General features: G+C 70.2%; 22 protein-coding genes. 12 read left to right on the top strand and 10 right to left on the bottom strand.

What is annotated here, in order from left to right; genetic code table 11:
* The first annotated feature begins 100 nt into the window (after window positions 1-100).
* Together ABD256_RS01210 and ABD256_RS01205 are read left to right on the top strand one after the other, a co-directional pair.
* Complete coding sequence (locus ABD256_RS01210; protein WP_344412359.1) at window positions 101-1114, top strand: YdcF family protein; 1014 nt, start codon at window positions 101-103, stop codon at window positions 1112-1114.
* Between the two features lie 147 nt (window positions 1115-1261).
* Window positions 1262-1582: a histone-like nucleoid-structuring protein Lsr2 gene (locus ABD256_RS01205; protein WP_344412357.1), complete on the top strand. Its 321-nt coding sequence runs from the start codon at window positions 1262-1264 to the stop codon at window positions 1580-1582.
* A gap of 159 nt (window positions 1583-1741) precedes the next feature.
* Here the strand turns inward: ABD256_RS01205 and ABD256_RS01200 are convergent, their stop codons facing one another.
* The gene (locus tag ABD256_RS01200; RefSeq protein ID WP_344412355.1) at window positions 1742-2290 is read right to left on the bottom strand and encodes an HAD family acid phosphatase; all 549 of its coding nucleotides are present in this window, start codon (window positions 2288-2290) and stop codon (window positions 1742-1744) included.
* A 142-nt stretch (window positions 2291-2432) separates the two neighbouring features.
* A complete protein-coding gene (locus ABD256_RS01195) occupies window positions 2433-3395 on the bottom strand; it encodes a hypothetical protein (protein ID WP_344412353.1) in 963 nt (320 codons plus the stop codon).
* A gap of 225 nt (window positions 3396-3620) precedes the next feature.
* Between ABD256_RS01195 and ABD256_RS01190 the strand changes: the two genes are divergently transcribed.
* The gene (locus ABD256_RS01190; protein ID WP_344412351.1) at window positions 3621-4319 is read left to right on the top strand and encodes a transglycosylase family protein; all 699 of its coding nucleotides are present in this window, start codon (window positions 3621-3623) and stop codon (window positions 4317-4319) included.
* A 9-nt stretch (window positions 4320-4328) separates the two neighbouring features.
* On the opposite strand, the gene ABD256_RS01185 is transcribed toward ABD256_RS01190, so the two are convergent.
* Window positions 4329-5114: a glycerophosphodiester phosphodiesterase family protein gene (locus ABD256_RS01185; RefSeq protein WP_344412348.1), complete on the bottom strand. Its 786-nt coding sequence runs from the start codon at window positions 5112-5114 to the stop codon at window positions 4329-4331.
* 75 nt (window positions 5115-5189) lie between these two features.
* Here ABD256_RS01185 and ABD256_RS01180 point away from each other — a divergent pair, with 75 nt between their 5' ends.
* Complete coding sequence (locus ABD256_RS01180; protein WP_425546362.1) at window positions 5190-5561, top strand: hypothetical protein; 372 nt, start codon at window positions 5190-5192, stop codon at window positions 5559-5561.
* A 287-nt stretch (window positions 5562-5848) separates the two neighbouring features.
* Here ABD256_RS01180 and ABD256_RS01175 read toward each other — a convergent pair whose 3' ends face one another.
* Together ABD256_RS01175 and ABD256_RS01170 are read right to left on the bottom strand one after the other, a co-directional pair.
* Window positions 5849-6724, bottom strand: coding sequence for an NAD-dependent epimerase/dehydratase family protein (locus ABD256_RS01175; protein ID WP_344412342.1), 876 nt, complete (start codon window positions 6722-6724; stop codon window positions 5849-5851).
* Window positions 6721-7164 (bottom strand): nuclear transport factor 2 family protein, encoded by a 444-nt coding sequence (locus ABD256_RS01170; RefSeq protein ID WP_344412340.1) that lies wholly within the window; start codon window positions 7162-7164, stop codon window positions 6721-6723. Before ABD256_RS01170 ends, ABD256_RS01175 begins: the two co-directional genes overlap by 4 nt.
* Window positions 7165-7295: 131 nt before the next feature.
* Between ABD256_RS01170 and ABD256_RS01165 the strand changes: the two genes are divergently transcribed.
* Window positions 7296-8207, top strand: a complete 912-nt coding sequence (locus tag ABD256_RS01165) for a helix-turn-helix transcriptional regulator (protein WP_344412338.1) — start codon at window positions 7296-7298, stop codon at window positions 8205-8207.
* Here ABD256_RS01165 and ABD256_RS01160 read toward each other — a convergent pair.
* On the bottom strand, window positions 8191-8826 hold the full coding sequence (locus tag ABD256_RS01160; RefSeq protein WP_344412336.1) for a DUF6461 domain-containing protein: 636 nt from the start codon (window positions 8824-8826) through the stop codon (window positions 8191-8193). The two genes, ABD256_RS01165 and ABD256_RS01160, sit on opposite strands and share 17 nt — an antisense overlap.
* 295 nt (window positions 8827-9121) lie before the next feature.
* On the opposite strand from ABD256_RS01160, the gene ABD256_RS01155 reads away from it, so the two are divergent.
* The 4 genes from ABD256_RS01155 to rox all read left to right on the top strand — a co-directional run bounded on the left by ABD256_RS01155 (window position 9122) and on the right by rox (window position 12475).
* On the top strand, window positions 9122-9271 hold the full coding sequence (locus ABD256_RS01155; protein WP_344412334.1) for a hypothetical protein: 150 nt from the start codon (window positions 9122-9124) through the stop codon (window positions 9269-9271).
* 76 nt (window positions 9272-9347) lie between these two features.
* Window positions 9348-10196, top strand: a complete 849-nt coding sequence (locus ABD256_RS01150; RefSeq protein ID WP_344412332.1) for an oxidoreductase — start codon at window positions 9348-9350, stop codon at window positions 10194-10196.
* Entirely contained in the window at window positions 10196-10810 is a 615-nt protein-coding gene (locus ABD256_RS01145; protein WP_344412329.1) for a TetR/AcrR family transcriptional regulator, read from the top strand. The genes ABD256_RS01150 and ABD256_RS01145 overlap by 1 nt, the downstream gene beginning before the upstream one ends.
* Window positions 10811-11032: 222 nt before the next feature.
* Complete coding sequence (rox, locus tag ABD256_RS01140) at window positions 11033-12475, top strand: rifampin monooxygenase (RefSeq protein WP_344412327.1); 1443 nt, start codon at window positions 11033-11035, stop codon at window positions 12473-12475.
* A gap of 136 nt (window positions 12476-12611) precedes the next feature.
* Here rox and ABD256_RS01135 read toward each other — a convergent pair whose 3' ends face one another.
* Window positions 12612-13232 (bottom strand): TetR/AcrR family transcriptional regulator, encoded by a 621-nt coding sequence (locus ABD256_RS01135; protein WP_344412325.1) that lies wholly within the window; start codon window positions 13230-13232, stop codon window positions 12612-12614.
* 142 nt (window positions 13233-13374) lie between these two features.
* On the opposite strand from ABD256_RS01135, the gene ABD256_RS01130 reads away from it, so the two are divergent.
* On the top strand, window positions 13375-15513 hold the full coding sequence (locus ABD256_RS01130) for a 2Fe-2S iron-sulfur cluster-binding protein (RefSeq protein ID WP_344412323.1): 2139 nt from the start codon (window positions 13375-13377) through the stop codon (window positions 15511-15513).
* 52 nt (window positions 15514-15565) lie between these two features.
* Here ABD256_RS01130 and ABD256_RS01125 read toward each other — a convergent pair whose 3' ends face one another.
* Window positions 15566-16168, bottom strand: coding sequence for a TetR/AcrR family transcriptional regulator (locus ABD256_RS01125; protein WP_344412320.1), 603 nt, complete (start codon window positions 16166-16168; stop codon window positions 15566-15568).
* Window positions 16169-16261: 93 nt separating this feature from the next.
* Here ABD256_RS01125 and ABD256_RS01120 point away from each other — a divergent pair, with 93 nt between their 5' ends.
* Window positions 16262-17044 (top strand): MBL fold metallo-hydrolase, encoded by a 783-nt coding sequence (locus ABD256_RS01120; protein ID WP_344412318.1) that lies wholly within the window; start codon window positions 16262-16264, stop codon window positions 17042-17044.
* 50 nt (window positions 17045-17094) lie between these two features.
* Window positions 17095-17418 (top strand): YciI family protein, encoded by a 324-nt coding sequence (locus ABD256_RS01115; RefSeq protein ID WP_344412316.1) that lies wholly within the window; start codon window positions 17095-17097, stop codon window positions 17416-17418.
* A 12-nt stretch (window positions 17419-17430) separates the two neighbouring features.
* Here the strand turns inward: ABD256_RS01115 and ABD256_RS01110 are convergent, their stop codons facing one another.
* Both ABD256_RS01110 and ABD256_RS01105 read right to left on the bottom strand, forming a co-directional pair.
* A complete protein-coding gene (locus tag ABD256_RS01110; RefSeq protein ID WP_344412314.1) occupies window positions 17431-18219 on the bottom strand; it encodes a maleylpyruvate isomerase family mycothiol-dependent enzyme in 789 nt (262 codons plus the stop codon).
* A gap of 84 nt (window positions 18220-18303) precedes the next feature.
* The gene (locus ABD256_RS01105; protein ID WP_344412312.1) at window positions 18304-19392 is read right to left on the bottom strand and encodes a response regulator receiver protein; all 1089 of its coding nucleotides are present in this window, start codon (window positions 19390-19392) and stop codon (window positions 18304-18306) included.
* Window positions 19393-19475: the final 83 nt, after the last annotated feature.

The following is a 19475-nucleotide window of genomic DNA, read 5'->3' as shown; positions in this document are numbered from 1 at the left end:
CCAGCACGCCCATAGGCTGTACCCGGCACCGGCGAACGCGGCGGTGCCGCACAGATGCGGTCCGGTGTGGACGGACGGGGAACGGGGAAACCGCGCGATCATGGGCTTCGGACTGGTGGCAGCGGCGGTGACGCTGATCTTCCTGTACCGCGTGTACCGGGAACCGAGGCGGCTGAGCAACGCGGTCTGGCTGCTCGTCGCGCTCGGGTTCGCCGGGCTGTGGCTGCTGTCCCGGCTGCGGGACACCCCGATCCCGATCGACCTTGTCGTCGGCTTCTTCGCGGTGCTGGCGCTCCTGCTGACGCTCGGCCTGCCGTTCGCGCTGATCGCCAACGGCGCGGTGATGTGGCGGCGGGAAGGCCACCGCCTGGCGAACCTGCTCTCGCTGCTCGCCGGGCTCGCGCTGCTCCTGCTGTACGTCACCACGGTCTACACGATCGCGTTCGTCCGCAACCCCTGGGTGTTCGCCTCGGTCGTCTCGATGGTCCTGATCGCAGGCTACTTCGCGGTCCTGTTCACCGCGTTCGTGCTGTACTCGGCCCTCTACAGCAGGCTGGGCAGGCGAACGCGCGCCGACGCCGTGATCGTGCTCGGCTCCGGGCTGATCGGCGACCGGGTGCCACCGCTGCTGGCCGCCCGGCTGGACAAGGCGGCCGAATGCCATCGGCGCGCCACCGCCGCGGGATCCGACCTGGTACTGGTGGTCTCCGGCGGGCAGGGGGAGGACGAGGACACCTCGGAAGCCGACGCCATGAGCGCCTACCTCCGCCGCGCGGGCATCCCCGCCGAAGCGATCCTCCTGGAGGACAAGGCGACCACGACCGATCAGAACCTCCGCTACAGCACGGACCTGCTGGCGGCGCACGGACGGCACGGCCGCTTGCTCGCGGTGACCAACAACTACCACGTGTTCCGCACCGCGGTGCTGTCGCGGCGGCTGAAACTGCCGCTCGACGTGATCGGCGCGCGCACGGCGTCGTACTTCATGCCGAGTGCGTTCCTTCGAGAATTTGTCGCGCTTCTCTCCGAATACTGGCGCACGAATCTCGCGGTATGCGTCCTGCTCGGCAGCGGGGCACCGCTTCTCGCCCTCCTCGCCACGACGAACGGCTGATTCTTCGGTTCGCCCGTTTGGCCTTTCCGAACTCGAATCACGCGCCGATATCGGGGAAACCGGTGTCGGTGCCACGGAACTGTCGGCCGTGCGGGATAGACTGGCCGCCACGATTCTGGTGCGTAGTTGAGGGGAAAGGTGCGGTCGATGGCGAAGCAGGTCACGATTCTGCTGAGGGACGACATGGACGGTTCGGAAGCGGTGCGGACCACCACGTTCGCGCTGGACGGCAGGAGCTACGAGATCGATCTGTCCGAGCACAACGACGCCGAACTGCGCGGAGCGCTCGAACGGTTCGTGAACGCGGCACGCAGAACGGGCCCGAAGGTCGTCACGGCCTCGAACCCCGCCCAGCGCGCGCGTACTCGCGCGATTCGCCAGTGGGCCGCGGACAACGGCTACGACATCGCCGAACGCGGCAGGCTTTCCAGTGAGATCGTTTCCCGCTACGAAGCGGCGCACGTCTGAAAACCGCCGGTCAGCGTACCCGGCACGAAACGATCACCACACTGACGAGGCAATTTTCGCGTTGATGCGGATACCGGGCACCCGGAAACGGACACCGCCGCGGCGCGGGTGCGCGGCGGCCACCGGCCTGCCGTTCGCGCCCGCGCCGCCAAACCGGTATCAGCTCAGCTCGCCGCCGTAGTCGGGCAACTGGAACTTCCGATCGAAGTAGCCACCGTGGAAATCGGTGCTGCGGTTGCCGATGTTCGCGGTGATCTTCAGTCCGTCGCCGGTGAACTCCTTCCGGCAGCGCAGTTTGCCGTCTTCCTTCGCCTCACCGTGTTCGCGCAGGCAGATCCGGTCCGGCCGGTAGCCGGCGTCGGAAAGCTGCCGCATCGACGAGTCTTCTCCGCCGACCGCGCGCGCCGACACGATGAGCACCTCCATCCCGAGTTGCTGGGCGTGCTGCGCCGCGTCGAGCACCGGCTTGTTCGCCCTGCCCTTGTGGTAGTGCGTCTCCAGCGCAGTGTTGTCGATGTCCAGCACGATCGCTGTGTGCTCCGCGCGTGCCCCGTCGAGGTACTCGTTCACGCCGGTCAAGGCCTTCTGCACGTCGGCCTGCCACTGCTGGTAGCTGGGCAGGCCACTCGCCGACGCGGTCGCGGGGGCCAGTGCGAGCACGGCCGCACCGAGGATTCCGATGGCGGCTGCGGTACTACGGGCGCGCATGTCTGTTCTCCGTTCGTGAGAGGAGATTTCCGGGAACCTGCCGGTGTAGTGGCTTGCCGGTAATCGGACACACGATTTTTAGCATTCGCAGCGGTTGCCCGGCCACACGCCGAAGGTCGTTAACCGAATACTCGGCCCGCCTTCAGGAGGATGTCGGATCCCGGACGGCGTCCAGTGGGTTTTCGCCGTCCCACGCCCAGCGCAGACCGTGCGCGCCGAGCCCGAGGTTCGCCCGTGCCACGCTCGCGCTGTGGTCTTCGTCGAGTGAAACGTCGGAGAGCCCGCTCAGCAGCCCGTCGCACGAGCGCCTCCGCCACGTCTGGCACCGGACCGGCGCCTCGCGGGGGGAGAACACCACCCGGCCGCGGTACACGGCCACCGGCTCCGCGACGCGGCGATGGTGGTGGTCGGCGAACACCGGCTCGGGGTACTCGATCCGGTAGCGGATCGCCGCTCGCTGCCCTCGCGCGAGCGGCCGGTCGAGGATCAGTTCCGTCACCGAGAAGCCCTCGGCGCCCAGTTCGAGGGACGCGCCCGGCCGACAGCGGCTCGTCGCCGTCACCTGGAGCGGCCGTGCGCCCCGCCTGCTCCGGTTCGCGATGGTGACCGACACTGTCCCGTCGTGGCGGGCTTCGATGAACTCCTCGACGACGACCCGGCGGGCGCACCGGTCCGACGCCACGTACAAGGTCTCCCGCAGACCGAGCCTGGTGACGGCCCGCAACCCCCGGTCTCCGAACCCTTCGAGCAGCGACGGCAGGAAGACGGGGTAGTCCCACGCCCGGCACAGGCGGTCGACCGGCCGGTCCGATCGCACGCCCCTGCCTCGTGGCCGCGGGGGACCGAGCAGCCCGCGCAGCGCACCGGACGGCAGTCCGAGCACCTCCTCGAGCACGTCGACGCCCCGAAGCGAGTCCTCCCGCTCGGGCAGGCTTCGCCCGCTCTGCCAGTAGCTCAACGTCACCACGCTGACCTTCACCCCGCTGGCGAAGAGCCGGTTCTGCAGCTGGCGGAGGCTGAGCCCGCTGGCGCGCACCGCCAGTTCCAACGCCATGCTGAACGGACCGTCGCGCAGGGCGGCCGCGATTTCCGGAGTGGGGGGCATGGGGTTCACCTCAGGGCGGGACCATACCCGCTGGTCCCGCGCTCGGGACCGGCTTCGCGACACATGTGTCCGATAAGTCCGGTAGGCGGCAAATGTCGCCACGCCGAGCAAAACGGGTCCCAGAAGCGGGCGTGTCGGTTCTTCGTATCCCCCATGTGGTGTGTGATGCTGGTTTTAACGTCTGTGACTCTTGTGGCCTATGGGGCGGATACTTAGTGTGCTCACATGACCAAACTCCGTCGCGGGGGCGTGACCAGGGGAGTGGCGAGGCTTCTTCTCCTCGCCGTCGGCGTGCTGGGGATCCAGATCGCCGTCAGCACACCGGCGTCGGCCGACCCCAGTGCCGGCCTGTGGGCGAAGCTGCGGATGTGCGAATCGAGCGGCCGGTACAACATCAACACCGGCAACGGCTACTTCGGCGCCTACCAGTTCAACCTGGCCACCTGGCGCAGCGTGGGCGGCGGCGGGCGCCCCGACCAGGCCAGCCCGGCCGAACAGGACTTCCGCGCGCTCTACCTGTACCGCATGCGCGGCTGGCAGCCGTGGGAGTGCGCGGGCAAGCTCGGCTTCTCGAACGACCGTGACGCGCGCACCAAGCGGATGCCGACCTACACCGAATCGGCGTACATCGGCGGCAGGCCGCTACCGCCCGTGCCGCCGGCGCCGAAGCCCCCGGCACCGCCCGGCGGCCCGAAGCCCGCGTGGCCGGGCGTGGTGTACGCCTACGGCGACTGCGCACCGGCGCTGAAAGCCTTCCAGTTGCGGATGAACGCGTTCGGGTACGGCTTCAGCGGCACCGGGTGCTACTACGAAAAGACCAAGACCGCCGTGCTGGACCTGCAACGCGTGAACGGGATCAACGACTCGGGACGGCTCGGGCCGAAGACCTGGAAGGCCGCGTGGGACGGGAAGCCACCGCGGTAGCGGAGTGCGTCAGCCGGCCGGATGCCACGCGCCACGCTCGGTGAGCACGTCGCGGAGAACGTCCGGCCGGTCGGTGACGATGCCGTGCACGCCGAGATCCAGCAGCTGCCGCATCACCGGCGCCTCGTCGATCGTCCAGGTGTGCACCTCGATGCCCGCGCGGGCGGCCGCACGCAGGAAGGCCCTGTCCACAATGGTCAGCCAACCCTGCCGGACGGGCACCTGCGCCATCGCGCCCACGGTGAGGAAACCCAGTGGCAGCAGGGGAGCGAGGCCCCTCGCCCACAGGGCGGCGGCCGATCGCGGTCCCATCGACGTCAGCAGGCGCGGCCCGGCGAGCTTGCGGAGCCTCGCCAGGCGGCCGTCGGAGAAGGCCGCCGCGGCCACCCGGTCGTAGGCGTTGGTCCGCGCGAGCGTGCGCAGGAACGGTTCCACCGCCGCGTTCGACTTAACGTCGACGTTGAAGCACGCGTTCGGCAACTCCTCGAGGAGGTCTTCGAGCCTCGAGAGCGGTGCCTTCCCGGCGATCTTGACCTTGCTGAGCGCGGCCCAGTTCTGCGACGCGATCGTGCCCTTGCCGTCGGTCGTGCGGTCGAGCGTGGCGTCGTGGTGCACGACGACGACACCGTCCGCGCTGGCGTGCACGTCGGTCTCCAGGTACCGGAAGCCTTCTTCGACGGCTCGCCGGAACGCGGGCAGCGAGTTCTCCAGGTCCGCCAACTCGTCGAGGTGCCATCCGCGGTGCACGAAGGCGCGCGGGTGGGGGTCGGCCAGGTACGGATGAGGCTGGGTCACCTGACCAGTGTGCCTTGTCGGCGTGGCCGCGGTGTGAGCTGAGGGTAGCCGGTTAGGGTCGTGTCCGTGCGAGGACTGGCAGAACGCGTCGATTCGTCACATGACGAAACGGCGCACAACCGGAAACGATCGGGACGGCACTGCGGCTGGTGCGGCCTGCACCTGCCGGAGGGCGGGAACATCGGCAGGCGCAGGCGGTACTGCGGGCAGTCGTGCCGCCAGCGCGCCTACGAGCGCCGGACCGCCGTCCAGCGGACCGGCCTGCCCGAAGACGCCGTGGTGTTGTCCGCCACCGAGATCGCCGAACTCCAGGACCGGCTGTTCCAGCTCCGCTGCGCCGCGGAGGACGTGGTGACCGCGGCCGACGATGGTGCCGAGCCCGGCGAGCTCCGGCGGATGGCCGCCGAGCTGGCGGAGGCGGCCAAGGACCTCGAACAGCTCCGCTGACCCGACGTCCAGCCAGACACGGTAGAAACGTCACGGTGACGAAAGAACGCCGGGTCGTGGGCGATCAAGGGGAGAGTTCGATCGTTCCCGGCGGCACCCAGAGCGCGTCACCGGATCAGGATCGAATCAGGGTGGCCGGAGACAAGCGTGCCGCGTCCGGTGCGGCCATGCCAGCCGGGAGTCGACGAGCGAGTTCGTTGCCGCGGTTCGCCTGTGCGGCAACGTAATCCCGGGCGTCAGCTGACCCCGTGACCGCGCGATATTGAATGCCGATAATGTATATTATGTTAAGTAAGACGTTCTGGGCCGCGCTCCGCTCTCGACCACCTGGCTGTGTGCTCCTGGACGAAGTCGGCGAAGGCGCGGGGCGGACGGCCGGTCAGGTCGAGCACCGCGGTGCTGATCTGATCCGCCCCGCCGGTCCTGATGTCCGCTTCGACGGCGGCGAGAGAATCGGCGAACTCGGCGGGTATTCCCGCTGCCCGGTAGTTGGCCGCCTGTTCGCCGATCCCGATGCGCGCCACCCGCACCGGCCGTCCGGTGCGGCTGGTGATGATCGCCGCGGCGTCCTGGTAGCTCAACGCCTTCGGTCCGGTGAGCAGGTGGTCGCGCCGGTCGCCGGGATCGGCACGAGGGTCTGTCAGCAGAGCGGAGGCGGCGGCCGCGATGTCCCGCGCGTCGATCCAGCCCACCCGGCCGTCGCCTGCCGCGGTGCGGATCTCGCCGTGCCACCGGATCCGCTCCCCCAGCGGGTGCGGCGGCAGGAAGTTCTGCATGAACCCGGACGCGCGCAGCACGACCCATCCGGGCTGGGCCCGCACCCGCGCCGCCAGCTCCAGAGCACTGGGAGCGTCCGGAAACACGATCGCGGACCCGAGGAGCACCACCCGGCGCACACCGAGACGCTGCGCTTCGGCCAGGAACGGCGCGACCAGCGGCAGCGGATCGACGCTTTCCACCGGAGGTACCAGGAACACCCGGTCCATCCCGCGCAGCGCGGCCGGATGGGTGGCCGGGTCGGCCCAGTCGAACCGGACCGCGTCCGGGTCATCGGCTGACCGGGTGCGGCTGGCCACGCGAACCGGAACCCCGTTGCCGCGCAACAGTTCCACCAGCGCTCCCCCGGTCTTCCCGGTACCGCCGGTCACCAGTACGCCGGTCATCCGGCGACCTCGGAGTGCAGCGAGCCGAGCAGTTCGGGCAGCGTCCCGGCCGCCGACGCGGTGGCCAGTGGGTTCCAGTAGTCCCGGTAGCAGGTGATCAGGCCGTCCTGGACGGTGAGCACCACGATGTAGTCCAGCCGGTAGGGCTCTCCGGTGCTGATCGTGGTGCCGGTCCCGGTGAACTCGACGACAACGGTGGCCGGCCGCTCGGTGTGGTACACGGCGATCGAGGGGATCTCTCGCAGATCCGTCACCTCCGGCAGGCGGCTCAGGTAGGCGCGGATCTCCTCCCGCCCGGTCAGCCGTCGCGGCGAGGTTCCCACTGCGAACGGGAACTCGGCGACCCCGTCCGCTGCCCACAGGTCCGCGGCGGCGTCCGTGTTCTTGGCGAGCATCAGGTCCAGCATCCGGCGGAACGTTTCTTCGGGAGTGCTCGTCATGGTGTCCTCCACTGTTCGACGAGGTGTGACCAGTTCAGAGTGGCCACCGGGCTACCGCCGCGGAACGGACGGCTGAGCCCCGGACCGCCAGTCCGTGGATAAGCCGGGCGCCCCCGTGCCACCCTTGGCTGGTGAGCAGAGGTGAACTGGCCGACTTCTTGCGCCGCAGGCGGGAAGGGCTCCGTCCGGACCGGGTGCCCGCCACGGCCACGCACCCGCCGGGCCGGCGCGCGCGGCGAACTCCTGGCCTGCGCCGCGAAGAGGTGGCCGAGCTGGCCGGGGTGTCGGTCAGCTACTACGAGCGGTTGGAGCAGGCCCGCGCGCCGCGTCCGTCCCCGGAGGTGTTGACCGCGCTGGGGACGGCGTTGCGGCTCACCGTGGCGGAGCGTGAGCACCTGGCGCGGCTGGCCGGGCAGATCCCGCCAGGTGCTCACGCGGATCGGCGGCCGGTGCCCGAGGAGGCCCGCGGTCTGCTGGACCGGATCGCGCCGATACCCGCCTGCCTGGTCGACGAGCGGCAGGACATCGTGGCCTGGAACGACGAGGCGGCGGCGTTGATCATCGATTTCGGGTTGCTGCCCGCCGAGGAGCGCAACACCGTGCGGCTGGCCATCCGGCTCGGCGGCACGTACTGCCGGCCACCCGCGGGTGCGGAGGGCGAGTTCGCTCGGCAGTACGCCGCCCAGCTGCGCGCCGCCACCGTCCGCTACCCGGCCGATCGCGTCCTCGGCGAGCTGGTCAACGAACTCGCCGCGCACAGCCCCGAGTTCGCGGCGGGCTGGCGTGCTCACGACGTGCGGCCGGTACCGACGCTGCGCAAGCTGCTGCGCCACCCCGAGCTGGGCGAGCTTGAGGTCGTCTGCCAGACGCTGCTGGTGCCCGGCACCGACCTGCAACTGGTGATGTACACCGCCGAACCGGGCAGCCCGAGTGCCGCCGCGCTCGCCAGGCTCGGAAAAGGGGTTCTCGACGCTGGACCGGATTGTCGCCGGGAGCCGGACGGGGACGAGCGCGATGTTGTTCAGGTCAGCCGAATGCGGTAACCAGGAGCGGGATTCGGCGCAGGTCGCTCAAAGTGCACGTGAGTCCTGCCAAGGCGCACACGGCGCGCATGAGAATGGCGTCGTCGTGCTTACCAGGTTCGGCATCGGGCCCGAAGACGCCAGCCGCGTCAAATGCCGCGCGCAGGTCGGCGGGCATGCCGGGAAGGTCCGCTTCGAGGTTGTCGTGGATGTCGATCCAAGCGAGTTGTTCGGAGTTGACGACGTAGTTGAGACTGGCATCCGCGTAAATGGAGAACATGCTGGTGGCCGCTGAGCGGCCGTTGGCGGAGAGCGACGGCGTGTTCTCGTGGTCGGTGGCCATGGAGTCGTCGTAGACGAACGTCCACTCACCGATGCGTCCCGCCAGCAGCGCGGCGCCCGATTCGGTACCGAGAGCGGCAGCAGGCAGGGATGTCCACCTGTCTGGTTTTCTGTCAGGTAACTCGCAGGGTTGGAACAACCGTGGTTTGGCGCCCAGCGTTTCCAGCGCTTCTGCGGGTTCGAGGCCATTCACGACGTGCAGGGTGTGGTTCGGGTCTTCGTCGCTGGCGACCTCGCTGATCCAGATCGGATCTCCCCTGGAGTCAAGCGCGTTCGGGGGAAAACCGGGCGTCGGCATAGTGGCTAACCTCGGCATGGAAGGTGGTGGCTCACGCGCCGCGACCCGCAGCGATGTCCCGTTGGCAGCTGACGATGCCCACCATAGCCATCTCTCCACGCCTGCTTCGGCACATCCAGCGAAAACTGCCCTAACAGGCCAGTCGGGTTGGCTGGAATGACGTGACGTCGCACCGCGCATCGTGCACGACGCCACCCGCGTCGCGCGGGACCAAGGCTTCGTGGCCGCCAGTGGGGTGCCCGTGCCCTCGGTGATCGCGTGGTGCTTCGACCCGGTCCCCTTTTAGCGCCCGCACATGCGATCCATCGACGGCCTCGCGGCCGCCACGGACCGGGAGCCCGACGACCCCGACGTGCTGCTGTTCAGCGCCATCTTGATGGGTGTCCGCCACGACGTCCGGGCACACATGGCCGCCGGGAGGACCATCTCTCGATCTACACTGTGATGATAAAAATCGACATGGTGTAGAGTTTGTGGCAAGGAGCTGATCTGGCTCTGGTCGAATCCGCTTTGGAGGGGTAATGCAGAAGCAGAACTGGCTCATCACCGGCGTCAGCACCGGTCTTGGGCGCGCCTTCGCCCAGGCCGCGCTGGCCGCAGGGCACACCGTCGTCGGCACGGTCCGCACCGAGGCGGACCTGAGGTCCTACGAAGGGCTCGCGCCCGGGTTCGCGCACGGCCGCATTCTGGACGTGACCGACGACGACGCCGTCTCGAACGTGGTGGCGGAGGTGGAGCAGAGCGTCGGCCCGCTGGATGTCGTCATCGCCAACGCCGGTTACGGCCTGGAGGGCACCTTCGAGGAAACCCCGCTGGCGGAGGTGCGGCGCCAGTTCGAGGTCAACGTGTTCGGGACGGTGGCCACCCTGCAGGCGGCACTCCCCCGGATGCGCCGGCGCCGCCGCGGGCACCTGATGGCCGTCACCTCGATGGGCGGGCTCATGGCCGTACCCGGCATGTCCGCCTACTGCGGCAGCAAGTTCGCGCTGGAAGGCATCCTGGAGGCACTGGGCAAGGAGGTCGCGCGGTTCGGGATCCACGTGACGGCGATCGAGCCCGGTTCCTTCCGCACCGACTGGGCCGGGCGGTCCATGACGCGCGCCGCGCAGTCCATCGACGACTACGACGAGCTGTTCACCCCTATCCGCGAGGCGCGCCAGAAGGCGAGCGGTAACCAGCTGGGCAATCCGGCCAAGGCCGGGGAAGCCGTCGTGCACGTCGCCTCGGTCGACCAGCCGCCTGCCCACCTCGTCCTCGGCTCGGACGCGCTGCGGCTGGTCAACGCCGGGCGCGCGGCCGTGGACGAGGACATCCGCGCGTGGGAGGCGCTGTCCCGCACGACCGACTTCGCCGAGGGCGCTCAGCTCTGATGCCCGGCAGCCACCCGGCGCGGAGCCGCCGCACCACCGAGCGCAAGGGCGATGTCCGTGAGCGGTCCATTCTGGACACCTGCGAAGCCCTGCTGGCGCACAAGGGCTACGACGCCATGACCGTCGGCGATATCGCCACGGGCGCCGGCATCACGCGCGGCGCGCTGTACTTCTACTTCGGTTCCAAACAGGAAGTGGTCACCGCGCTCGTGGCCCGTACCGTCGAGCACCTGTGGGAGCGGTCGCGGGCCGCCGCGGAGACCGACGAGCCGCGCCCGGCCATCGCAGCGGCCATGCGGCGCACGGTCGAGCTGTGGAACGAGCACGGCCTGGTCATGCGCACGGCGATCGACCTGTCGTTGACGGTGCCCGAGATCGGCGAGCTGTGGAGCCACACGGCCGACCTGTTCAGCACGGCCATCACCGCTGTCCTGGAACGGGCCGGTGTTCAGGCTGGCACCGAACCGGAGCAGGCGTCGGCGATGGCGCGCGCCCTGTGCTGGATGATCGAGCGGACCTTCTACCACGCGTCGCAGGAATCCCGCGAGAAGTTGCGACAGGCATCTTCGACCTGCGAGCACATCTGGTTGATCAGCGCGGGCCTGACAACCTGAGCTCCCCCGGTGTCCGTCCACAACGGACCGAAAAGCGGACCGAAAAAGCGGACCGAAAAAACAAGGGCAAGGAGGTCATGCACTCCTTGCCACTTCCAACATATAACGCATCCCGGGGCTTGCGGCAAGCCCCGGACGGTGCTGCACAATCACCCGCCGAAGCCAGAACCTGCGCGGCTTCGGGGTTCTTTCGTCAGGCAGCTCTTGGGCAACGGGGGTCTCTTGATTGACGTGATCATCGCCGGCGGCGGCCCGACCGGTGTGATGTTGGCGAGCGAGTTGCGGCTGCACGGCGTGCACGTGCTCGTGGTGGAGAAGCTGGCGGAGCCGACGCCGGTGGTCCGGTCGCTCGGCCTGCACGCGCGCAGCATCGAGGTGCTCGACCAGCGCGGTCTGCTGGAGCGGTTCCTCGCGGTCGGCAAGCGAAGCCCGGTCGGTGGTTTCGCGGCCATCAGCAAGCCGGCGCCCGCCAGGCTGGACACCGCGCATCCGTACGTCCTCGGTATCCCGCAGACCACGACCGACCGCCTGCTGACCGAGCGTGCCGTCGAGCTCGGTGCCGAGTTCCGGCGGGACTGCGAACTGGTCGGGTTGAGCCAGGACGACGACGGGGTGACCGTCGAGCTGGGCGACGGGAGCCAGGTGCGGTCGCGTTATCTCGTCGGCTGCGACGGTGGCCGCAGCACGGTGCGCAAGCTGCTCGGCGTCGGTTTTCCCGGCGAGCCCGCCGGCGTCGAGTGGCTGCTGGCCGAGATGGAGATCGGCGTGCCGCCGGACGAGGTGGCCGCCGTGGTGGCGGAGGTCCGCAAGACCCAGAAGGGGTTCGGTGTCGGGCCATCCGGCGAAGGGCGGTACCGCGGTGCCGTGCCCGCCGAGGGGGTGGCCGAGGACCGTTCGGTCCCGCCGACCTTCGAGGAGTTCAAGCAGCGGCTGCGGGTGGTCGCGGGCACCGACTTCGGCGTGCACTCGCCGCGCTGGCTGTCCCGTTTCGGCGATGCCACCCGGCTGGCGGAGCGCTACCGGGCCGGCCGGGTGCTGCTGGCGGGCGATGCGGCGCACGTCCACCCGCCGCTCGGTGGGCAGGGCCTCAACCTCGGTGTCCAGGACGCGTTCAACCTGGGCTGGAAGCTGGCCGCGGAGGTCGCGGGCTGGGCACCGGAGGGGTTGCTGGACAGCTATCACGTCGAACGGCATCCGGTGGCCGCCGCCGTGCTGGACAACACCCGCGCGCAGGCCGTGCTGATCTCCACCGAGCCGGGTGCCCAGGCAGTGCGCCGGTTGTTCTCGGAACTGATGGACTTCGAGGAGGTGCACCGGTACCTGGTCGAGAAGGTCACCGCGACCGGGATCCGCTACGACTTCGGCGCGGGGCACGAGCTGCTCGGCAGGCGGCTGCGGGACATGCCGCTGAAGCGGGGCCGCCTGTACGAGCTGATGCACGGCGGCCGCGGGCTGCTGCTCGACCAGACCGGCGGGCTTTCGGTCGCGGGCTGGGCGGATCGGGTCGAGCACGTCGCCGACGTCGGCGACGTCGGCGACGTCGGCGAGGAACTGGACGTGCCCGCGGTGCTGCTGCGGCCGGACGGCCACGTGGCGTGGGCCGGTGAGGACCAGGACGGCCTGCTCGGCGCGTTGCCCAGGTGGTTCGGCGCCGCCGTCGGCTGAGCGCGTCCTCGACCGGGCCGGTCTTCCGGGTGGGTGCTCCGTTCAGCGACGTCAACGCGGGCCTCGGACCGGCGCGTTCCACTCCGGCCGGAAGCGGGACACAGGTCCGCGCGCCCTCTCGGAACACCGGTGCCCGTTACCGGTCCCCGCGCAGGTAGCGGGTCACCATGGCGACGAGTTCGTGCTCGAACGTCTCGATGGCGTTGGCCCGCGGGGCGGCCATGAACTTGTGCGTGTTCATCTCCACGGTGAACAGGATGAGCTCTGCGGCGAGGTCGGGATCGCCCACGCGGATGTCGGGGTGCCGGACGATGATGTCGCGGACCTGGGCCGTGCGCAGTTTGCCGTGCCGGTCGATCGTGTCGAGCAGTTCCTGGGACAGCGGCGCCTCCTCGATCATCACCCGCAGCAGCTGGGGGTCGTCGCTGTGGTTGTCGATCGCGTCGCGGATGATCGCCCGGACCGTCGCCTCCAGCGATCCCGGTGAGAAGTCGAGTTCGTCGACGCCGGTCCAGGTACCGCGGTCGACGTGCCGGATCAGCAGCTCGGCGAGGATGGCGTCCTTGTTCGGGTAGTACTGGTACAGCGAGCCGATGGAGATGCGGGCGCGCTCGGCGATGCGGTTGGTGGTGCCCGCGGCGTAGCCGTGCTCGGCGAAAACGTGAGCAGCCGCGGTGAGGATGCGTTCGCGCGTGAGCTCGGCGCGCACCTGGCGGGGCTTGCGACGTGGCTCCAAGCGGCGGTCTGCCGACGACAATCTGGTCCTCCTCGATGACGGCGAAAGCGAGTAGCCAATAACTGAGCTAATGCTCATAATAGTGTCATGAGCTGGGAAAACAATACTTCGCGCCATGTCTCGTGAAGCAGAACCGGTCCGCACCGGGCCGAGGAGGACCCCGATGCAGCTGAGCACCCTCCACCGCATGACGACGGTCGACGAGGTCGAGGCGACCCTGGGACGGGCGCCGTCGATGATCATGCTGAAGCAGATCAGCGCCCTCGACGAGGGCTGCCGGATCATCCTCGAGCACTGCCCGCTCGCGGGCGTGGGCTACCGCGACGCCGACGGTCTCAGCCGCACGACGTTCATCGGCGGCACACCGGGGTTCGTGCGCCTCCACTCGCCGACCCGGATCTCGTTCGCCCTGCCCGATGGCGAGGCGCACGGGCCGGTGTCGTTCGTCTTCCTCCTGCCGGGCGTCGGGGAAACGTTGCGCGTCAACGGTTCCGTGGCCAAGCGGAAGGGCGCCGAGACGTTCGTCGACATCGACGAGGCATATGTGCACTGCGCGCAGGCGGTCATCCGCTCGCGCCTGTGGCAGCCGCCTGCTCCCGCCGAGCCCGCACCCGGCATCGAGGGCGATGGCCCGCTGTGCGGGCCCGGTGTCGCCGAGTTCCTCGCCGCTGCCCCGTTTCTCGCACTGTCCACTTGGGACGAATCGGGTGGCGGTGACACCAGTCCGCGCGGTGACTGGCGGGCCGTCGCGCGAATCCTCGACGGCCGGACGCTCGTCATCCCGGACCGCAAGGGCAACAAGCGCGCGGACAGCCTTTACAACCTGCTGCAGGACGACCGGCTTTCGCTCGCCGCGCTGGTGCCGGGGCGGACCGGTGTGCTGCACGTGAGCGGCCGCGGCTCGATCACCGATGATCCGGCGTTGCTGGAGACGATGGCGCTGCGCGGGTCGCCTCCGCACGCCGCGCTGCTCATCGACGTCGAACACGCCGAGGTGACCGCCAGCGAGGCCGTGGCGCGCTCGCGCGTGTGGTCCGCGGCCACGCATCTCGAGCGTGGCACGGCGCCCGACCTGATGGTGCTGGCCGGTGACCACCTGGCCGCGAACATGGCCGAAGCCCGCAACGGCGTGCTCGCGCGCGTGCTCAAGGTCGTCGGGAGGATCCCGGGGGTCGGCCGGGTGGTGCGGCTGGTGATGAATCGCGCCTACCGGTTCGGGTTGCAGAAGGAGGGCTACGACGATGTCGAGGTCGGGCGACCGAAGCGTCCCGTCGTAGCGCCCGCGGCGGAGAACCCGTTGCGGGAGGTGCGGATCGCCGAGGTGCGCCGGGAGACCCCCAGCGCGGTCACGCTCGTGCTGGAAGACGACGGCCACCCGCGTTCCTTCGACTTCCGGGCCGGGCAGTTCTTCACCTTGGTCACCGACATCGACGGCAGGCCGGTGCGGCGCGCCTACTCCGCGTCGTCTGCGCCGGGGGCGCCACGGCTGGAGGTCACGGTCAAGCAGGTCGACGGTGGCCGGTTCTCGACCCATGTCCACCGGAACCTGCGTGCCGGGGACCGGCTGTCGGTGCGCGGTCCGTCCGGGGCGTTCCACGCCGATCCGGCGGCGGCGCACGAGGTCGTCCTGGTCGCCGCGGGCAGCGGGGTCACGCCGATGATGAGCATGATCCGCACCCTGCTCGCGACGCGGGCAGCCGGGCGGATCGCGTTGCTCTGCAGCGACCGGTGCGCGGAGGAGATCATCTTCGCCGACGAGCTCCGCAGGCTGGAAAAGGAGAACCCGGGCCGATTCGCGGTCACCCACGTCCTGACGCGGGAGCACGGGCGGCTCGACGCTGAGGGTGTGCACGGCTGGCTCGCCGGCCTGAAGCCGTCTGAAGATGCCCAGTACTACCTGTGCGGGCCCCAGGCGCTGATGGACACGGTCCAGGGCGTCCTGGCCGAGCGCGGTGTGGCGGACGACCGCGTGCACCACGAGCGCTACACCAGCGGGGGCGACACGACCCCCGCCACCACCGCGCCACGGGAGATGGTCGTCGAGGACGGGGCGCACGAGGTGGGCTCCGTGGTGGTCGAGCCCGGCCAGACCCTGCTCGACGCCGGGCTCGCGGCCGGGCTGCCGATGCCGTACTCGTGCACGGTCGGCAACTGCGGCGACTGCATGGTGCGGCTCCGCGGCGGGGAGGTCGCGATGACCGGGCCGAACTGCCTGACGCCGCAACAGGAAACCGACGGTTACGTCCTGACGTGCGTGGGCTGTCCGATGTCCAAGGTCACTCTGGACATCGGACAGCCGTGAGGGCCGCTTCCAGCCGTGGTGCGGCGACTTTCACGCGCACCCCTCCCCCGGGTCAGGCCTGGTCCAGGGCCCGTTCGATCGCGCGGCGGGCCCGGTCCGCGGCCGTCCGGTCGCGCTGGAGCTGCATGGCGGCGTTCAGTGCCAGCCCGGCGGCGACGATCTCGAACAGCGCCTGGTCGATGTCGAACCCGGCGGGCAGCTCGCCGTTCTCCACCGCCGCCGCGAGATCCGCCCGCAGCCGTTCCCGCCAGCGCGACCACACCTCGGCCACCGCGTCGCGGACCCGGCCGGGGCGGCCGTCGTACTCGGTGAGCGCCGCGGTCATCAGGCAGCCGCCGGGAAGCAGCGGCGCTTCCAGGTAGCCCACGGACCCGGCGCACACCGCGCGCAGCCGCCGCAGCCCCGGCGGCTCGGCCAGCGCCGGCTCGACCACACGGTGCCAGAAGTCCACGAACGCCTTGTCCAGCGTGGAGATCTGCAACGTCTCCTTGGTGCCGAAGTGCTTGTGCACCCCGGACTTGCTCATCCCCAGCTCCTCGGCGAGCCGTCCGATGGTGATGCCGTCCAGCCCTTCCTCGGAGGCGATCTCGGCGGCACGGGTGAGGATCCGCCCCCTGGTTACCTGCGCCTCGGCCGCTGAGCGTCGTGGTGACATGCGACGAGGATAGCGTACGGCCGTTCGCTATTGATTTAACGAACGGCCGTACGCTAAATTTCGCCGCAACCACACGGGACGAAGGGGTGCGAGATGCGGGTGCGACGGCTGGGCTGGGCCGGACTGGAGATCGAGGCGGGCGGCGAGCGGCTGGTGATCGACTACGTGCGGGACCTCTCACCGCTGTTCGCGGGGTGGAAGGCCGGTGCGGGGCTGGTGGTGCCGAGCGGGACGGTCACCGCCGCGCTTATCACCCACCTGCACCGGGATCACACCGACGCGGCCGCGCTCGCGGACGTGCTGACGCCGGGAGCGCCGGTGCTGCGGCCGGCGCCCGGCCACGGCGACAACGTGGACAACGTGACGACACTGCTTGCCGAGCGCGAGCTGACCGGGCACCGGCTGGCCGCCGAGGTCGTGGCTGCCTGGTCCACCCGCGACCTCGGGCCGTTCCGCGTCACCGCGATCCCCGCCGTCGACGGGCTGGGCGACCCGCAGCTGAACTGGGTGGTGCAGGCAGACGGGCAGCGGGTCTTCCACGGCGGCGACACGATGTTCCACGGCTACTGGTGGCTCATCGCACGCCGGTTCAGCCCGCTCGACGCGGTGTTCGTGCCCGCGAACGGCGCGGTTGTCGACGCGCCGCACCTGCGGCCGCCGAGCCCGCTGCCCGCCGCGATGGACCCGAGGCAGGCCGCCACGGCCGCGGAGATCCTCGACGCCCGGTACGCGGTGCCGATGCACTACGAGGCCGGGCAGCCGGACAAGATCGCGGGCTACGTCGAGGTTCCGGACCCGGAGAACGAGTTCCGCGTGCACACTGGGCGGCGCGCGCACGTCCTGGCCGTCGGGGAATGGCTGGACCTGGCCGCATGACGTAACCGGGCCGCGGCCCCGGCCACCGAACCACAGGAGATGATCTTCCGATGCGGTACCTGGTTTCTGTCATCGACGACAAGAGCAATCCCGGCAGCACGGACCGGCAGCCTGCCATCAGCGCGTTCAACGAACGACTGATCGCCGAGGGCCACTGGGTTTTCGCGGGCGGGCTCGCGGACACCGACGCGGCCACGGTCGTCGACAACCGGGGCGAGCAGGCGGTGTTCAGCGACGGGCCGTTCGTGGAGTCGAAGGAGTACCTCGCCGGCGTCTGGGTGTGGGAGGCCCCCGATCTCGATGCGGCGCTCAAGCTCGCCACCGAGGCGTCGAAGGTCTGCGACCGGAAGATCGAGGTGCGGCCGTTCCAGTGAGCAGGCTCGGTTTCAGGCCGGGGGCACGAGCGCGAAGTAGCGGTCCAGCACGGCCTGGTCGCCGGAGACGGAGAGCCGGTCGGCGGGGATCCGGTGCCACAGGAACAGCATCAGATCGGATGCGGTCCCGGCGAGTTCGACGTCGCCTTCGCCATCGGTGAACGCGACGTCGTCGGCGCCGAAACGCACCGTCCAAGCTGCCGCGCGGTCCGTCGCGCGGAAGCGGTACCGCTCGCCCCGGCCCGGCTCCGCTGGTGCTTCCTCGCGCCGTCTCGGAACCATGACCTCGAAGTTGTGGCTGATCGCGTCGGCGGCGAGCCCGGCGTCGATCGGCCGGGCGGTGGTGACGGCGTTCTCGACGTCCCAGCGGTGGACGGCCGCTTCGACCGCCTGGATGCGGAGCCAGAACCCGACCGTGTGCTCGTCGGCCCACGACCAGACCCGCTCGTCCTCGCGGGCGCCGCGGAACGCCGACTCCAGCGCGGCGGCTCCTTCGGTGAACCAGCCGAGCAGCGTGGCCGGTACGGGGCCTTCGCTGGGCGTGCCGTCGAGGGACGGCCATCCGGTCAGGTCAGGGGGCAGCCCGACGAACGAGGCATCGGCTTCGTCCGGCGGCTCGGCAAGGCGATCGGCGACGATGTGGGTCACGTACCGGTGCACCCAGCCGAGATGGGCGACGAGATCGGAGACCGTCCAGCCGGGGCAGGACGGCACGGTCGGGGCATCGCTGCCGTCGGCGGCGGCGCGGGCCGCCGATTCGAACGCGTGCACGTCGCGCCGCAGGTGCGCCAGCCGGTCCATGGAATTCACCCTGCCATGCCCGGTGCGGCACCGGGAGTGGTTTCCACCGGTCAGGGCGTTCGGTGTCTGCAGTGGACGGTTCGATCACTCCTCCCGCGGTGGCGGGGTGCCGGGGAGCGCGAGCAGCTCTCCGAGCAGATCGGCCCGGAAGTCGTCGGCGGTGGCTTCGAGCGCGATCCGGTGCACGCGGGCGAGCCGGGCGAGCGCGTCGTCCCGCTCCACCAGCACGGTCGTGGTCTGCCGCCGGTGCTCGGTGAGTTCGGTGGCCAGCTCCCGCGCCTGCTTCTGGGCGTCAGCCAGCGCCGCCGACGCGGTGGCGGCATCGGTTCTGCTCTGCTGAACGGTGTCGCGTAGCTGCTGTTCGAGCTGCCGGGCGTGGCCCCGTTCGGCGTCGAGGTCCGCGACGCTGCGTTCGAGCCGGGCGACGAGCTGCTGCTGGGCCTCGGCGGCTCGTGCGCGCTCCCGGTCGAGGGCGTTCCGGACGGTGTCTCGTTCGGCCGTGGTGACCGCGAGCTGCTCGGTGCGCTCGGCGAGCTGCGCGGCGAGCCGCTCCCCCTTGGCACGTTCCGCGCGCGCCTCCTCGGCGGCGGCGCGCGCGTGTTCGGCGGTCGCGGTGGCGGACGCCTCGGCGCGAGCCTGGTTCAGCTCGGCCTTCCTGGCGCCGGCCCTCGCCGCCTGTTCGGCCTCTTCGGCAGCCTCGCGCACGCGCTGGTGTTCCTCCGCCTCTTCCCGTGCCGCGCGCGCGTCTTCGTCCGCTTGCCGGGCCCGGTCGTCGGCGGCCTGACGGAGCCCGTCGGCTTCGGTCGCGTGTTCCTCGGCCGCGGTCGCGCGGTTCAGGGCCGCGACGACTTCCTCCCCGGCCGCGGCCGACACGGTTTCCAGCGACCGCTGGAGCTCCCCCAGCGGCGCGGCCAGGCCGGCGGCAAGGTCGGCGAACGCGGCGGTGGCGTCCAGCAGGGCCGCCTGCGGCGCCGAATCACCGAGCGCCTCCCGCAGGGCCTGGTCGGCGGCCGCGAGCTGCTTGCAGGTCTTGCCGCCCTGCCAGGTCCGGTCGGGGCAGAACTCCACCGGCCGCCCTCCCCTCGGCCCCGGCGGCGGCAGCGGCTGACGGCAACGACGGAACGCGCACAGCGCACGGTCCGTCGACGGCTCGGCGAGCGATGGCTCCAGCATGACCAAGACCCTAGCTTATGAGTTTTGTAAGCTAATACTGAGGTTTTGATTACGAATACTGGATATCAGGTCAGCTACAGAAC

It is taken from the genome of Amycolatopsis minnesotensis, from assembly GCF_039529815.1.
Taxonomy (GTDB): domain Bacteria; phylum Actinomycetota; class Actinomycetes; order Mycobacteriales; family Pseudonocardiaceae; genus Amycolatopsis; species Amycolatopsis minnesotensis.
This window is presented reverse-complemented; position numbering and strand designations above follow the sequence as displayed.

What these genes read in the sequence shown, in the direction of transcription:
- ABD256_RS01150 (WP_344412332.1), top strand. Translation starts at nt 9,348, where the DNA reads ATGCAGAAGCAGAACTGGCTCATCACCGGCGTCAGCACCGGTCTTGGG.
- ABD256_RS01170 (WP_344412340.1), bottom strand. Translation starts at nt 7,164, where the DNA reads ATGACGAGCACTCCCGAAGAAACGTTCCGCCGGATGCTGGACCTGATG.
- ABD256_RS01120 (WP_344412318.1), top strand. Translation starts at nt 16,262, where the DNA reads ATGCGGGTGCGACGGCTGGGCTGGGCCGGACTGGAGATCGAGGCGGGC.
- ABD256_RS01145 (WP_344412329.1), top strand. Translation starts at nt 10,196, where the DNA reads ATGCCCGGCAGCCACCCGGCGCGGAGCCGCCGCACCACCGAGCGCAAG.
- ABD256_RS01115 (WP_344412316.1), top strand. Translation starts at nt 17,095, where the DNA reads ATGCGGTACCTGGTTTCTGTCATCGACGACAAGAGCAATCCCGGCAGC.
- ABD256_RS01110 (WP_344412314.1), bottom strand. Translation starts at nt 18,219, where the DNA reads ATGGACCGGCTGGCGCACCTGCGGCGCGACGTGCACGCGTTCGAATCG.
- ABD256_RS01210 (WP_344412359.1), top strand. Translation starts at nt 101, where the DNA reads ATGGGCTTCGGACTGGTGGCAGCGGCGGTGACGCTGATCTTCCTGTAC.
- ABD256_RS01195 (WP_344412353.1), bottom strand. Translation starts at nt 3,395, where the DNA reads ATGCCCCCCACTCCGGAAATCGCGGCCGCCCTGCGCGACGGTCCGTTC.
- ABD256_RS01160 (WP_344412336.1), bottom strand. Translation starts at nt 8,826, where the DNA reads ATGCCGACGCCCGGTTTTCCCCCGAACGCGCTTGACTCCAGGGGAGAT.
- ABD256_RS01130 (WP_344412323.1), top strand. Translation starts at nt 13,375, where the DNA reads ATGCAGCTGAGCACCCTCCACCGCATGACGACGGTCGACGAGGTCGAG.
- ABD256_RS01125 (WP_344412320.1), bottom strand. Translation starts at nt 16,168, where the DNA reads ATGTCACCACGACGCTCAGCGGCCGAGGCGCAGGTAACCAGGGGGCGG.
- ABD256_RS01200 (WP_344412355.1), bottom strand. Translation starts at nt 2,290, where the DNA reads ATGCGCGCCCGTAGTACCGCAGCCGCCATCGGAATCCTCGGTGCGGCC.
- ABD256_RS01155 (WP_344412334.1), top strand. Translation starts at nt 9,122, where the DNA reads ATGCGATCCATCGACGGCCTCGCGGCCGCCACGGACCGGGAGCCCGAC.
- ABD256_RS01175 (WP_344412342.1), bottom strand. Translation starts at nt 6,724, where the DNA reads ATGACCGGCGTACTGGTGACCGGCGGTACCGGGAAGACCGGGGGAGCG.
- ABD256_RS01205 (WP_344412357.1), top strand. Translation starts at nt 1,262, where the DNA reads ATGGCGAAGCAGGTCACGATTCTGCTGAGGGACGACATGGACGGTTCG.
- ABD256_RS01105 (WP_344412312.1), bottom strand. Translation starts at nt 19,392, where the DNA reads ATGCTGGAGCCATCGCTCGCCGAGCCGTCGACGGACCGTGCGCTGTGC.
- ABD256_RS01190 (WP_344412351.1), top strand. Translation starts at nt 3,621, where the DNA reads ATGACCAAACTCCGTCGCGGGGGCGTGACCAGGGGAGTGGCGAGGCTT.